13 protein-coding genes and 1 pseudogene are annotated in these 14,309 nt (G+C 67.9%); 3 read left to right on the top strand and 11 right to left on the bottom strand.

Annotated elements, in window-relative coordinates:
- On the top strand, positions 1-579 hold a 579-nt coding region (locus ACFZCY_RS42250), incomplete at its 5' end, for an AAA family ATPase (protein WP_391186371.1).
- Between the two features lie 93 nt (positions 580-672).
- Here ACFZCY_RS42250 and ACFZCY_RS42245 read toward each other — a convergent pair.
- The 4 genes and pseudogenes from ACFZCY_RS42245 to abc-f form a co-directional block, all read right to left on the bottom strand.
- Positions 673-785 (bottom strand): annotated as a pseudogene (locus ACFZCY_RS42245) (IS481 family transposase); the annotation flags it as partial.
- Between the two features lie 99 nt (positions 786-884).
- Positions 885-1,667, bottom strand: a complete 783-nt coding sequence (gene map, locus ACFZCY_RS42240; RefSeq protein WP_391186368.1) for a type I methionyl aminopeptidase — start codon at positions 1,665-1,667, stop codon at positions 885-887.
- 338 nt (positions 1,668-2,005) lie between these two features.
- Positions 2,006-2,710, bottom strand: coding sequence for a CatB-related O-acetyltransferase (locus tag ACFZCY_RS42235; protein WP_391186365.1), 705 nt, complete (start codon positions 2,708-2,710; stop codon positions 2,006-2,008).
- A gap of 48 nt (positions 2,711-2,758) precedes the next feature.
- On the bottom strand, positions 2,759-4,378 hold the full coding sequence (gene abc-f, locus ACFZCY_RS42230) for a ribosomal protection-like ABC-F family protein (protein WP_391186363.1): 1,620 nt from the start codon (positions 4,376-4,378) through the stop codon (positions 2,759-2,761).
- Positions 4,379-4,533: 155 nt separating this feature from the next.
- Between abc-f and ACFZCY_RS42225 the strand changes: the two genes are divergently transcribed.
- Positions 4,534-5,187: a TetR/AcrR family transcriptional regulator C-terminal ligand-binding domain-containing protein gene (locus tag ACFZCY_RS42225; protein ID WP_391186360.1), complete on the top strand. Its 654-nt coding sequence runs from the start codon at positions 4,534-4,536 to the stop codon at positions 5,185-5,187.
- A 471-nt stretch (positions 5,188-5,658) separates the two neighbouring features.
- Here ACFZCY_RS42225 and ACFZCY_RS42220 read toward each other — a convergent pair whose 3' ends face one another.
- From ACFZCY_RS42220 to ACFZCY_RS42210, 3 genes are read right to left on the bottom strand one after another with little or no spacing between them, the layout of a single operon-like run.
- The gene (locus tag ACFZCY_RS42220) at positions 5,659-5,919 is read right to left on the bottom strand and encodes a hypothetical protein (protein ID WP_391186358.1); all 261 of its coding nucleotides are present in this window, start codon (positions 5,917-5,919) and stop codon (positions 5,659-5,661) included.
- Entirely contained in the window at positions 5,916-7,376 is a 1,461-nt protein-coding gene (locus tag ACFZCY_RS42215) for an MFS transporter (RefSeq protein WP_391186356.1), read from the bottom strand. The genes ACFZCY_RS42220 and ACFZCY_RS42215 overlap by 4 nt, the downstream gene beginning before the upstream one ends.
- Positions 7,373-8,317: a nucleoside hydrolase gene (locus ACFZCY_RS42210; protein ID WP_391186354.1), complete on the bottom strand. Its 945-nt coding sequence runs from the start codon at positions 8,315-8,317 to the stop codon at positions 7,373-7,375. Before ACFZCY_RS42210 ends, ACFZCY_RS42215 begins: the two co-directional genes overlap by 4 nt.
- A 269-nt stretch (positions 8,318-8,586) precedes the next feature.
- Between ACFZCY_RS42210 and ACFZCY_RS42205 the strand changes: the two genes are divergently transcribed.
- Entirely contained in the window at positions 8,587-8,979 is a 393-nt protein-coding gene (locus ACFZCY_RS42205; protein ID WP_391186351.1) for a hypothetical protein, read from the top strand.
- 131 nt (positions 8,980-9,110) lie between these two features.
- On the opposite strand, the gene uidA is transcribed toward ACFZCY_RS42205, so the two are convergent.
- From uidA to ACFZCY_RS42185, 4 genes are all read right to left on the bottom strand, one after another.
- Positions 9,111-10,895 (bottom strand): beta-glucuronidase, encoded by a 1,785-nt coding sequence (gene uidA / locus ACFZCY_RS42200; protein ID WP_391186348.1) that lies wholly within the window; start codon positions 10,893-10,895, stop codon positions 9,111-9,113.
- Between the two features lie 70 nt (positions 10,896-10,965).
- On the bottom strand, positions 10,966-11,841 hold the full coding sequence (locus ACFZCY_RS42195; RefSeq protein WP_391186345.1) for an ABC transporter permease subunit: 876 nt from the start codon (positions 11,839-11,841) through the stop codon (positions 10,966-10,968).
- Between the two features lies 1 nt (position 11,842).
- Entirely contained in the window at positions 11,843-12,796 is a 954-nt protein-coding gene (locus ACFZCY_RS42190) for an ABC transporter permease subunit (RefSeq protein WP_391186341.1), read from the bottom strand.
- A complete protein-coding gene (locus ACFZCY_RS42185; RefSeq protein WP_391186338.1) occupies positions 12,793-14,085 on the bottom strand; it encodes an extracellular solute-binding protein in 1,293 nt (430 codons plus the stop codon). Before ACFZCY_RS42185 ends, ACFZCY_RS42190 begins: the two co-directional genes overlap by 4 nt.
- Positions 14,086-14,309 lie beyond the last annotated feature (224 nt).

Raw genomic sequence — 14,309 nt, 5'->3', positions numbered from 1 at the left:
CCCGCCCACAACCTGACATCAGCAAGGTCTCCACCCATAACCACACCAACGACTGAGCTGGCCACCAGTCACGGCAAGCACCGTTGCAGTACTAGAGCGGCTTCAGGGTGGTCCGATCTCCACCAGCCGATTCACCTGCACGACGTCGGACCCGTCGAAGGGACCTCGAGGACCAGCCGCGGTCAGCCCACGGGGCTGGCGGCCTACCTCGTTGCCGAGGCAGTGGCGGACGGGGTGCTGGGGCTGGGCCAAAGCATGATCATCGACGCTGTGAACGCGGTGGAGGTTGCCCGCCAGCAGTGGCGGGCGCTGGCCGACCTCCGCCGGGTGCCACTGGCGTTCATCGAGGTGGTCTGCTCGGACCCGCGGGTACATCGTCAGCGATTGGAGCGCCGGTCCCGGGGCATTGAGGGCTTCGAGGAGCCGACCTGGGAAGCGGTTCAGCAGCGACGGGCCGAATACGAGCCCTGGACGGATCACCGGTTGGTGCTCGATTCGATCGCTGATCTGACCTCGAACTTGGTGAAGGCCCAGGAGTATGTGGCCGCTCGAGCACGGTCCTCACAGTCCACCCCCTAGCCCAAACAGGTGAGATGGGTAGGCGCTGCCATTGTCCGAGAGCATTCGATCGACGGTGACGCCATGATGGGCAAGCCACCGGACGGCGCGTAGCGGTCTCGTCGTCCGATCGATCCTGCATGGACCCGCCGGCGAGCTAGCGATCGGACCCGCTTCATCGTGGGCCAGGACACCTGGAAGCGGGCCGCGACCTCGCTGAATTGCCACCAGTCAGGGCAGCGACGGCGTGAGGCCTTGGCGGCCTTTCATTTCAACCACGATTCGCGATGCCGTGCTTGGAGAAGAGGAACACGGAGGCTCCAACCTCACAGCTGCGCCTGCTTCGGCAAGGTGAGGATTTCGGCTCCGTCGCTGGTGATAGCGATCGTGTGCTCAGTGTGTGCCGTCCGGCAGCCTGTCGCGCTTCGGAGCGTCCATCCGTCGGCATCAGTGACGAGTTCAGCGGTGTCCGCCATGATCCACGGCTCCAGTGCCAGCAGCAGCCCAGGGCGCAGTTTGTATCCACGGCCAGGCCGACCGGTGTTCGAAACGTGCGGGTCCTGGTGCATCGTTGACCCGATGCCATGACCTCCGAACTGAGTGTTGATCGGGTACCCCGCCTCGCTGAGGACCGTGCCGATGGCGTGGGAGATGTCGCCGATGCGAGCCCCGGGCCCGGCGGCGGCGATCCCTGCGGCCAGCGCGCGTTCGGTGGCACTGATCATCGCGACGCTCTCCGGGGGCTGTGCGTCGCCCACGATGAAGCTGATGGCAGCATCTGCGGCAACTCCGCCTTGGGAGACGGCGAGGTCGAGGGTCAGCAGATCGCCGTCTGCGAGCGTGTAGTCGTATGGCCGTCCGTGGAGCACTGCGTCGTTGACGGCCGTGCAGATGTAGTGGCCGAACGGGCCGCGTCCGAAGGACGGCTCGTAGTCGACGTAACAGGACAGCGCTCCCGCCTCGACGATCATGGCCTTGGCCCACCGGTCGATGTCCAGAAGGTTCGTGCCGATCGTGCTACGGCTCTTCAGCGTCTGCAGGATGTCAGCGACCAGGGCGCCGGTGTCTTTTGCTCGGGCCAGCTGGGTGGAGCTCAGGATCTCGATCATGCGGCGTCCTTCTCACGTAACCAATAACTATACCGGCCATACTATACCGGTACTGGAATTGGGGTCCCTGGTCAGGTTGCCGCTCACCCCCGCAGGGACCGAAGCGCCGTCGATGTGGGAAGTCTTCCCGGGCTGCCGTTGCCGCAGTGCGTTGGCAGCCATGCGTACGATGACCCGGCCGCCGTTACCCGGAAGAGGCACGTCAGCACACGCTGCTTGAGCTGCCCCGCCCCCGCCCCACGCGATCGGCCGGGGCCGCCCGGCGCGCGGGCCAGTCCGACCACCACACCACCCGATGTGCCGGTCGAGGTGGGTGAGCGGACGGCATGGGCGCGAAGTCAGTCGGCGAACGGGTTGTGGTGGGACGAAGCCGGCGGCGGGCCTTGACATGCCTCTGCCGTCTGTGCGGCCGCTGCGTTTTCCAGGTCGTCGATGCTGCCGGACATGATCGTGTGGACGTGTTCGGTGATGTGCTGGAGCGGCCAGTGCCACCAGGCCAGGGCCAGGAGGCGGTTGACGTCCGCATCGCTGTAGCGGCGGCGGATGAGGCGGGCGGGGTTGCCGCCGACGATTCCGTAGTCGGGGACGTCGTCGACGACGACGGAGCCGGAAGCGATGATCGCTCCGTGCCCGATGCGGACGCCGGGCATCACCATGGCCCGGTAACCGAACCAGACGTCATGGCCCACCACGGTGTCCCCCCGTCCGGTCAGGCCGGTGATGAGGTCGAAGTGCTCGGACCAGGAACCACCCATGATCGGGAAGGGGAACGTCGAGGGGCCGTCCATGCGGTGGTTGGCGCCGTTCATGATGAACCGCACGCCCTCACCCAGCGCGCAGAACTTCCCGATGATCAGCTTTTCCGGTCCGTAGTGGTACAGCACGTTGCGAGTCTCGAAGGCCGTCGGATCATCGGGGTCGTCGTAGTAGGAGAACTCCCCGACCTCGATCAGCGGCGAGGTGACCAGCGGCTTCAGCAGTACCACCCGCGGCTGCCCGGGCATCGGATGGAGCACGGTCGGGTCGGCGGGAACAGGTGGCATCACGAGTTGCTTCCCTTCCTGAAGGGGTGTCGGCGGGCCCGGAGGACCTCAGCACGTGGCGGCGGACGTCGAGGTCGCGCGCATGGCCAGGTGGGCGCCCCGCCAGCGCCGACGCAGCCGGCGGTCATGGCTGACGATGACGATGGCGCCGTCGTACCCGGAGAGAGCGGCCTCCAGCTCCTCGACGAGGGCGGGCGACAGATGGTTGGTGGGTTCGTCGAGCAACAGGACGTCGGAGGGCTCGCTGAGCAATCGCGCCAGGGCGAGACGCTGCAGCTGCCCGGTGGACAGCCGGCCGACCGGCACCGTGAGCTGGTCTCGGTCGAACAGGCCGAGGGACAGCAGTTGTTCGGTGTACCCGGCGGCCTCCCCCGCCCGTCCACGGGCGAAGGCGGCCAGCACGGTCTCGTCCGGTTCCCCGGGGTGCGGCTCTTGGGGGAGGTGGCCGATCCTGCCGCGGCGGGTGACGCTCCCGCTGTCAGGGGCGACTTCTCCGGCCAGGACGCCGAGCAGGGTGCTCTTGCCCGCTCCGTTCGGCCCCGTGATCAGCAGGCGTTCGCCCGCCGTGACGGTGAGACTCGTGCGGTCGAGCCGGTCGGTGACGGCGATGTCCGCGGCGTCGAGTACGGCGCTCCGGAGGTGGCGGGCCCGCAGTACGGGGGTGAAGCGCAGCGGCTCGGGCGGGGGCGGGACCGGGTCGGCAAGCAGGCGGCGCAGCCGTTCCTCGGCGTTGCGTACCCGGCTGGCCAGCGACCGCTGCACTCGGCCGCCAGCCCGGTCGTAGGCCATCTTGTTGCCGTCCTTCATCGGACGGCCGGGGGCCACCTGGCGGGCGGTGGTCGCGGCGGTCTCGCGGAGCCGGTCGACATCGGCCCGCCACTGATCGTACGCCTGAGCCCAGCGCTGCCGGGCAGCCGTCTTCTCGGCGAGGTAGCCGGTGTAGCCGTTGCCGTACCGGACGACGCGGCGGCGGTTGGCGTCCACCTCCAGCAGGCTGGTGGCGACACGTTCGAGGAAGACGCGGTCGTGGGAGACCGCCACCGTGGTGCCGCGCCGGGTGCGCAGGTGTTCTTCCAGCCAGCTCAGGGCGCTCTCGTCGAGATGGTTGGTCGGCTCGTCGAGCAGCAGCACCTCCGGCGCGGCCGCCAGGACGGCCGCCAGCCGTAACCGGACCTGTTCTCCACCGGACAGACTGCCGACGGCACGGTCACGGCTCACCAGCCCGAGGCCGAGGCCGTGCAGGGCACGTTCGACACGGGCGTCGGCGTCGTAGCCGCCGCGCAGCTCGAAGACCGTCATCAGTTCGCCGTACTCGGCCATGCCCGACTCGTCGCCATTGGCCATCGCCGCCTCCAGACGGCGCATGCGCTGCTCGACGGCGCGCAGATCGCTCAGGGCCCGGTCGATGATCTGCTGGACGGTCGCCTGCCGGGCCGGCCGCTCGTCCTGGGCGAGATAGCCGACGCCGCCGGCGGCCTGGACGACTACGTCGCCCTGATCGGGCCGTTCACGCCCGGCGAGCAGGCGCAGCAGGGTGGTCTTGCCGGATCCGTTCTCGCCGATGATCCCGGTGCGCTCGCCGACGGCGAGCGAGCAGGTCACCGAGTCAAGGACGAGCCTGTCGTCGAAGGACTTGCTGACGGCGAGCGCGGTGATCTGGGTAGGCATGCGGGGACTCCAAAGCATTCGAGGACGATGCGGCCGTCGAGGGCCGTGTGGTCGGGCGAACGCTTCGGAAGAGCATCGATCACTCCACTAGTGCGACAACTGATGCATTAAGATGCTGTCACAACGCCGTCCCCTGAGCAAACGGATTTCCAGCGATGACTCCCGAAGCCCCAGGACCGGAAGGCTCCCCGCCGACGGCGACGCCGAGGCGACGCCGACCCGGGGGCCGCACCGCCCGTATTCGTACGCAGGTGCTCGACGCGGTCCGCGCGGAACTTGGCGAACACGGTTATGACGGGCTCGGCATGGACGCCGTCGCCGCCCGCGCGGGCGTGCACCGCACAACGGTGTACCGGCGCTGGAGGGACGTCGGCGGCCTACTCGCCGACGTTCTCGACGCGGCGAGCGACGACGACTGGCAGCCAGCGGACACCGGCTCGCTGGAAGGCGACCTGGCAGCTCTGAACCAGGAGATCCAGGCAGCCCTGATCGCGCAGCCGCCGATCGTCGCAGCTCTGATCGCCGCCTCGTTCCGCTCCGAGGAAGCCGCCCACGCCCAACAGCGGCTCTGGGAGGACCGGTACGCCCGCTGCGAGGTCATCGTCAGCCGAGCCGTCCGGCGCGGCGAACTACCGCCGCGCACCGACGCTCGGCGACTGCTGATCGCCGCCACCGCGCCGCTGTACCACCATCTGGTGCTCCTGCGCACACCACCCGACCCGCACCTGCCCGGTCATGCGGCCAGAACCGCCGCCCTCGCCGCAGCCGCCGGCGCCTTCGCCGAGCCCGCGCCAGAAAGCGGCATCTGAGTTCCAGCAGCCCTTCGGGGGCGAATGCCGTCCACTGCTCGCGCCGCTGTGTGGTGAGGGCTTTGATCCGCCTGCTCTCCGCGACTTCACCGAGCTCCTGGAGCGTCGGCATCGCCACGGCGACAGGGGTACGGGTCACAGTCGGACGGAAAAGCCGCGGTGTCGGTCACGTATCGGTGGCTGTCGGTCCGTTGTCGGTGGTCTTTCGGCGGGGTCTGGAACCTTCCACAGAGATCCTGCCGGGTGCCCATCCGGCAGGCGTGCGACAGCAAGGAACCACCATGACCACTGACGTCACGATCATCGGTGCCGGGCTCGGCGGCCTCACGCTCGCCCGCGTCCTGCGCCCCTTCACCGGCGCACCCCGCCTCCCCGCAACGCGGCTGTGCTCCCGGTCCTGATCCGTGCTCACGGTTTCTCCTCCTGACGTGCCGGACGACCGGGCCCTTCGGATTTTGACCAGTCCTGCTGTCACCGTGAGGAGCCCGGCGGCTGCACCCCGATGGCCGGCAGGGCACCGGCGAGCTGGGCTGCGACCGCGGCGATGGGGGCGCCGAGGATGGTCGGCAACAGCCGATGAACAGCCAGCGGATCAGCGCCGGTGGGGCGAGGCGGGACGCCGAGCACGCGCCGGGGTGTGACGGCCGTGGTGAATCCCGCGTTCACCACCATCACCGGGCCCGAGGTGGCCGTCGCCCCGTGTTCGGAGGCATGGCCGATAGGTGGTGTCACGGCGTCGCTTCCGCCTCCACCGGCTTGGGAATGAGGAAGGACGTCGCGAAGGCGGCGGCGATGAGTGCGGCTCCGGTGATGATGCCGGCGCCGTATCCGGTGGTGGACGTCTTGTCCGCGGGCTCGGCGGCGGTCTGCGCCGCGTAGACGAGGGCGAAGCTGAGGCCCGCGCCGAGGTTGAAGGCGCCCGCGTTCAGGCCCGGCAGGAAGCCGGGGTTCTCCTTCGGGGAGAGGACGATGCCGAGACCGTTGAGGACGATGTTGCCCACGCCCGCGTAGGTGATGCCGATGAGGATCGACGCCGCCAGGAGCAGCAGGCGGGAGTCGGACCGCAGGGTGAGGAGCATCAGGGCGAGGGTGGCGGTCGCGCCGATGAGGCCGGTGCGCAGGATGCGGCCGTAGCCGTGTGTGGCGGCGAGGCGGCCGGCGAGAGGGCCCATGGCCAGGCCTGCGAGCGCGTACGGGATCAGGGTCCACCAGGCGGACTGTTCGGCGGTCATGCCGAATCCTGCCTGTGCGTCCTGGGCGAAGGCGGGGATCAGGCCGTTCATGACGGCGAACACGCCGGTCATGGTGAGCACGGTGGTCAGCAGCAGTGCCCAGGTGGAGCGCTGCCTGAGGTGGTGGGTGGCGACCAGGGGGTGGCTGCCGCGGGCCTCGGTGCGCCAGAACAGGGCGAAGGCGATGGCGGTGACGACCAACAGGGCTGCGACGAGCGGCCAGTTGGCGTCGGCGAGTTTCCCGGCCTCGTTCAGGGCGATCAGGGCCGCTCCGACCGAGACGACCAGGAGCGCGACCCCGGGCCAGTCCATGCGGCTTTCAGCATCCGCGGCTTTGGTGGCGACCGACTCGGGGGTGAGGGTGGCGACCAGGACGGTGGCGAGTGCGGCGACGGCGGCCATGGCCCAGAAGATGGCCTGGAAGCCGTGGTGGTCGGCGAGGTATCCGCCCGCGAGGGAGTCGACGCCGGCGACGCCTCCGTTGACGGCGGTGATGACGCCGAGAAGGGTGCCGTACTTCTTCGGGTCGTGGACTTCGTTGCGCAGCATGATCAGGCAAAGCGGCACGGTGGGTCCGGACACGCCCTGGATGACGCGGCCCGCGAAGAGCACGGGGATGCTCTCGGCGAGTGCTGCCATCACGCAGCCGACGGCCATGAGGGCCAGCATTCCGGCCAGGACCCGGCGTCGGCCGATGAGGTCGCCCAGGCGGGGCAGGAAGAGCGAGAAGAGGGCCGCCGAGGTGAAGAACGCGGTCTGGGTCAGGCCGACGTCGGCCGAGGTCGCCCCGAGGGAGTCCTCGATGCTCTTCAGGGCGGGGCTGAGCATGCTCGCGTTGAGCTGGAAGGCGAAGCAGGCCGTGAGGAGCGCGGTGACCAGGACCCAGATCCGGACGGGGCTCTTGCCGCCTGTGGCGGCGGCCGGGGCACGGGCCGGTTCGGTGGAGAAGGGGTTCATGCGCGTACGTCACCGATCCGTTCGAGGGCGTCCACGATCAGGTCCCAGAAGCGCTGGTGGTCCAGGGTGACCGCCACCTGGGTGTGGCAGTCGTCGGGGGCGGGGGTGCGGAGGTCGGTGACGGTCATGCCGAGGGTGAGAGTGCCGGTGAGTTCGATGTCCACCGGGGCCTTGCGGACGGTCATGACGGTGGGGTCGATGACGTACGCGACGGCACAGGGGTCGTGCACCGGGGGGTGTTCGAAGCCCTGTTCCTTGAGGTACATGGCGCCGAAGAAGTCCAGGAGTTCGGTGACGAAGGCGGCGGGGGCGGTGCCGACTCCGGCGATGCGGTCGAGGACCTCCGGGGTGGCGAGCGCCTGGTGGGTGAGGTCGAGGCCGACCATGGTGAGCGGCCAGCTCTCGTTGAAGACGATGTGGGCGGCCTCGGGGTCGATCTTGATGTTGAACTCGGCGACGGGGCTCCAGTTGCCCGTGTGGTAGCCGCCGCCCATCAGGACGACCTCGCGTACGCGCTGGGCGATGCGGGGCTCTTTGCGTACGGCCAGGGCGATGTTGGTCAGGCCCGCGGTGGGGACGAGGGTGATCTCGCCGGGCTCGTGGGCCATCACGGTGTCGATGATGAGGTCGACGGCGTGGCGAGGGTCCAAGGAGAGGGTGGGCTCGGGCATCGCGGGGCCGTCGATGCCGCTCTCGCCGTGGATCCCGGGGGCCGTCTCGACGGTGCGCACCAGAGGGCGGGAGCAGCCTGCGGCGAAGGGTACGCCGGTGATGTCCGCGATGCGCGCGACCGAGAGGGCGTTGCGTGTGACCTTCTCCAGGGTCTGGTTGCCGACGACGGTGGTGACGGCGACCAGTTCGACTGCGGGATTGCCGTGTGCCAGGAGCATGGCGATCGCGTCGTCGTGCCCGGGATCGCAGTCGAGGATGATCTTTCTCATCGGGTTCTTTCTGGGATCGTGACGTAAGACATGAGGGAGCCCTCAACCGTGGTTGTCGGTTTCACACCGTAACGTGACAAGGTTCGGCGCGTTTCACCGCGTCACCTGGGGCGATGTCGATCGGACGATCGCGTGAGGCTGTCGGCATTTGTGCGGACTCGGAAGCTCGCCTGCTGGTTGATCCCGGCGTGAATGTCCCTGGCCCAGTGCTGAGCCCCTCGGTAGGTTCACCGTCGTTTCCAGGGTCGCGTCCTCGAAAGGAAAGCATCATGCGTAAGCCCTCCCTCGCTCTCGCGGTGTTATCCGCCGCCTTCGCGGGCATCGCCGCCACCGCGCCCAGCGCGTCGGCGGCCGTCAGTGCCGCCGGCAGTGCCTGCCCGGACGGCAACTTCTGCCTGTGGCCCACCTTCGCGTCCTACCCCACACCCGTCGAAACCCCGGTCCTGGTGACCAGTGGTGACTGGTCCGGAAACGCCGACGGGTTCGTGTTCCAGAACACCGGGTCGCGCGCCGTCGACGTGGAGTACACCACGTACCTGAACCACGGGACCGTCCCGGTGGACGGCACGGTGTGCGTCACGAGGGACAAATTCAGCAGACAGTTCTTCTACAACCCGACGACCGTGCACAAGGTCACCTGGCGCGCCGCCAACACGTGCTGACATGACCGCACAGCGGGCGCTTCCCGAAGGGAAACGCCCGCTGTGCGGTCAGACCCGGCCGGATGACCGGGAGGCGGATGCAGTGCGATGAAGGCCGCGCCGACTGACGTGATCCGCCTTCTCTCCCGTGGTCAGTCGGCCTTTCGCCATCGGGCGCGCAGGCTGAAGGCGGCGCTCTTGGGGCGGCGCTCGCGTGTGAAGACGCCCTTCTTGTTGCCGTCGACGCGGAAGACGCCGGGCGCGGTGGCGAAGTCGGCGAAGTGCCAGATCTGTTCTCCCACCACCGCGTCGACCCGGTCGAATACCCGGTGATACACGTCGAGCAGCTCCGTCTGGTACTCCTCCGTCCAGGGGCTGGGCACGGCGCTGTGCAGGCCGGGGTAGGTGTCGGCGCCGTACTCGGTGATGACGATGGGCTTGTCGTGCCGCTCCGCCCACTGCCGCAGTTCGGCCTCCAACTCGGTCTCGGCCGCTGCCAGGTCATCGGGGCCGAAGTACCAGCCGTAGTAGCGGTTGAGGAGTACGACGTCGAACAGGTCGGTGACCGCGCACTGGTCCGGTGAGCCCATCAGCGCGTTGACGTAGGCGACGGGCCGGGTCGGGTCCAGGCGGCGGGTTTCGGCCGCCAGCGGGGCGAAGTAGTCGCGCGCCTCCGGTTGGACGTTGTCGGGCTCGTTCGCGAGGGACCACAGGACGACGCTGGGGTGGTTCTTGTCGCGCGCCACGAGTTCCCGGATCGCCTGCAGATGGGTGCGCTGGGCGCGTTCGCCGATGGTGTCGGAGGAGAACGTGGTCACCTTGCCGGACTTGAAGACGCCTCCGCCGATATTGAGGTTGAGGCCGACCGCCGCGGTCTCGTCGATCACGACCACGCCGTGGCGGTCGGCATAGTCGAGGACCTCTTCCGCGTAGGGGTAGTGCGAGGTCCGGAACGAGTTCGCGCCGGTCCACTCCAGCAGCGCGAAGTCATGCACCATCAGTACGTCGTCGTGGCCCCTGCCGCGCACCGCGGCGTCCTCGTGTTTGCCGAATCCCTTGAAGTAGAAGGGGTTTCCGTTGATCAGGAACTGCTTGCCCCGTGTTTCCACGGTGCGCACGCCGACGGACTGGCGGTAATCGTCGACGATGTCGCCGGACGTGTCCGACAGCGTGGCCACCAGTTCGTAGAGGTAGCCGTCCCCCGGTGCCCAGGGATGCACGTCGGGCACGCGTAGTGTGCCGACGGCACCGGTGGCGGTGGCCACCTCGGCGCCGGAGGCGTCGCGCAACGCCACGCGGACCGTGTCCGCCTCCCCGGTGCTGTCCACCCGGTAGTCGACCACGCCGGTCGTGGCCTCGAAGCCCGTGGCCACGGTGATGTCGCTGATGTGCGTACGGGGGGTGGTGTACAGCCAGACCGGCCGGTGCAGACCCGCGTAGTTGAAGAAGTCGTGGAAGTACCGCTGTGTCCGGCGGCCGTCGGAACGTTCCTCGATGCGGCCCGGCGGTATCGACTCCCACGTCAGCTCGTTGTTGACCACGACGGTGACACGGTTCTCGGCTCCCGGGCGCAGGTGTGCGGTGACGTCGGCCTCGAACGGTGTGTAGCCGCCTTCGTGTGTGACGACCTCGGTGTCGTTGATCCAGGCGGTGGCGCGGTGTGTGGCCGCGTCGAAGCGCAGGACGATCCGCTCCCCTGCCCACCGGGCCGGCGCCCATACGCTCGTCTGGTACCACGCGTCGCCGACGTGGTCGCGGACTGTCGCGTCAGGGAAGATGTCGTTGTAGCTGGCCGGTACCGGGATGTCCACGGCCGCTGTGAGGGGCGAGCGCCACCAGCCTTCGGTGCGGCCGGCTCCCTCCGGGTCGAGCCGGAGCCTCCACAGACCGCCCAGTGAGCGGCGTTCGCGTGTGGGGCCGTCCTGCGGGCGAAGCATCTTCGGTTCTCCTGTTCTTCGCGTGTTGTCACGCGATGTTTCGATGAAGTCGGCCCCGGCGGAATTCCGGCTATTTGATGCCGGTGTTGGCGATTCCCTGGACGAAATGTTTCTGGAGGGCCAGGAAGAGGAGGACGATCGGTGTGACGACGGTTACCGCGCCGGCGAGCAGCAGGCCGTAGTTGGTGCCGTTGGCGCCCACGGAGAACAACGCGAGCGCGACGGGCAGTGTGTAGTGCTCCTCGGTCTGGGCGATCACCAGTGGCCACAGGAAGTTGTTCCACTGCGCGAGGAACGTCAGGATCGCCAGCGTCGCGAGAGAAGGACGGCAGAGCGGGAGGATCACCCGGAGAAACGTCCGTACCTCACCGGCACCGTCGAGGCGGGCCGCCTCGACCAGGGAATCCGGGATGTCCCGGATGAACTGGCGCATGAGGAACACGCCGAGCGGCGTCACGAGGAAGGGCAGGATCAACCCGAGGTAGGAGTTGCTCAGGCCCATGTTGCTGACCAGGACGAAGAGCGGTACGAAAGTGGTGACGCCCGGAATGATCAGCATGGTGAGGACGAGGCTGAACAGAAGGCGTTTTCCAGCGAACTCGATCTTCGCGAACGCATACCCGGCCATGGAGCAGAACAGCAGATTCCCCAGGACGCAAGCCAGGGCGACCAGCGCGCTGTTGAAGAAGTACAGTCCGAAGTTCTGCTTCGAGAGCAACTGGTCGAAGTTGACAAGCGTCGGAGCGTCCGGGAGCCAGGAACTCGGATGAGCGACGATTTCGCCAGTCGGCTTGACCGACCCGAGAAACATCCAGGCGAACGGAGCCAGCGTCGCGAGGAGACCCAGGGTCAAGGCGCCGTACAGCAGCATGCGGGAAGTCGGGATGCGTCGGCGTGCGCTGACGGCGCGGTCGACCGGAACCGTCCTTGCGGTCGTGGTGATCATGTCAGGCTTTCGCTCGGAAGATGCGGAATTGAACGAAGCTGAGCAGCGCGATCGCGGCCACCAGCACGTACGAGGCGGCAGAGGCCAAGCCGTAATTACCGAAGCCGAACTGCTGGTACGCGTAGTAGCTGATCGATGTCGTGGTGTCCAGCGGACCGCCACTGGTCATCACAAACGGTTCTTCGAAGAACTGGAGGTAGCTGACGCTCAGAAGTACCGCCACGATCAAAGTGGTCGGCCTGAGAAGCGGCAGGGTGATGCTGCGGAAGGCGCGCCGGCGGGTAGCGCCATCGATGCGCGCCGCCTCGTACAGTTCGGCAGGCACCGCCTGCAGTCCCGCCAGGAAGATCACCATGGGGATGCCGAAGTGGCGCCACACCGCCATCAGGATGAGCGCGGGCATCGACCAGTCCGGATCGTTCAGCCAGTCGGGGCCGTGGATTCCTATGCCGGCAAGGATGGAATTGATCATCCCGTCCGGTTTGTAGAGGTACCTCCACACCACTGCGATGGCCACGATGCTGGTCACCACAGGGGCGAAGTACGCGACCCGGAAAAGTGCCTTCGCGCGCTGAATCCCCGAGTTCAGTGCGACGGCGAGAGCGAGGGCGATCACCATCGTCAGGGGGATTCCCACGGCGACGAAATAGAGGGTGTTGAGGACCGCGCGGACGAACGTGGGATCCGAGAACAGGGCGCTGTAGTTGTCGAGGCCCACGAAGTCGACCTGGAAGGGTGTCCGCACGTCCCGGCTGGTGATGTCGGTGACGCTCATCGACAGGGAAGAGACGACGGGCCAGACGCCGAAGGTGGCGAACAGCGCGATGAACGGCGAGCAGAATCCCCAGGCGATCAGCGTGCGCCGAAGGCGTCCCGACGCGGTCCTTGGCGGATCGGTTCGCCGGGGGGTGGCGGCGCGGTCCGGTGGGGCTTTCACAGAGGCGGTCGGAGTCATCGCCGGTTTCCCGTTCCGATCGTCGAGGCCTTGGCCTGGATCCGCTCGAGAGCCGATTTCGGCGAGGAGATTCCCTTGGCGACCTTTTCGATCTCGTCGTCCAGTACCGCGGTGACTTGCTTCCACGTGATGGCGGTCGGCCCCGGCTGTGCGGTCTTGAGCTGGGACCGGAAGACGCCCAGGGCGGTGTCCGTCGCGAGCTTTCCCTCGTTCCAGGCCGACTGTACGGCGGGAAGGTCGCCGGACAGCTCATGCCATGCCTTCTGGCTGTCGGGCCGGGCCGTCCACCGGATGAACTTCCAGGCCCCTTCGCGGTTCTCGGCGTTCTTGAACACCGCCCAGTGCCCGCCGCCGATGTAGCCGGCGTTGGAACGCGGCCCCGCCGGGAGCGGCGCGATCCCCACCTTGTCGTCGACGAAGGACGTGCCACCGGCGGACTTCAGCAGACCTTGCTCCCACGGGCCGGAAATGAGTGCGGCGGTGGACCCGTCGACGAACTCCGGCTCGATCTCTCCGAGGCTCACCGGGCCGTTCCGGCTCACGGTCTTCGAAGTGAAGAACGACTGGTAGAACTCCAGCCCCTTGAGCGCCTCAGGGGTGTCGAAGGTGAACTTGGTCTTGTCCTCGTTCATGAGCCGGGCGCCGGCCTGCCACAGGAAGGGCAACACGCTCTGCCAGCTCTGCGCCGCGCCGGTGGGCAGCGACAGGCCCCACTTGGCGCCTTCCTTCTGGAGGGCCTTGAGGAACGGGCCGTACTCGTCCCAGGTCTTCGGCGCGGACACTCCGGCGGCCCGTGCCAGGTCCTTGCGGTAGAACAGGGAGCGGGTATCCACGTACCAGGGGACGCCGTACGTGGCCCCTTCGAAGGCACTGCTGCGGACGGCACCCCGGTAGAAGGCCGAGTCGTCGACGAGCTTCTGCGGGACTTGCTCCAGCCCGCCCGTGGTCGCGAACATCGCGAGATCCGCAGTGCCCACCAAGGTGGCGTCAGGAGTATCACCGGAGGCGATCGCCGTTTCGACCTTCTTGCCGTAGTCCTGCCACGGAACGGCCGTGACCTTCACCTTCGCCTTGGGGTTCGCCTTCTCGAACCGGGCGGCCAACTTGGGCAGCAGCTCACCCTCCGTGCCCATCGCCCATACCGTGATGTCGCCGGTCGCGGGTGAGCTGTCGATGGGCGCGCCCGCGGACTCCTGCCCACGCTGAGCGCCGGTCCGGCCACATCCGGTCACGATCAGCGCGGCGGCCAATCCGAGAACGAATGTCTTCGCGGTTTGTGATCTGAACATTCTCGCATGTTCCTCTCCACCCGAGGGATGCGTGAGCGGCCCTTCCGCACATCGTGGTGTAGGTGAGCGAGACGGTACAGCGAAAACCGAACAGGTGCCACAGTTTCAACAGGGCGAAAAACCGGGGCGCGCGCGGGAGGTGGCGGAGCGCGGCGCGGCCGCGCCGCCATAGGGTTGGTGCCATGACCGAAGAGACTCGCCCAGTCGCTCGGCGTGGCCCCTAC

The sequence above is a fragment of the Streptomyces sp. NPDC007983 genome, assembly GCF_042958345.1.
In the GTDB taxonomy this organism is placed as follows: Bacteria; Actinomycetota; Actinomycetes; order Streptomycetales; family Streptomycetaceae; genus Streptomyces.
Note: the sequence above shows the minus strand (reverse complement) of the source record. Positions and strands in the feature narration are given on the sequence as shown.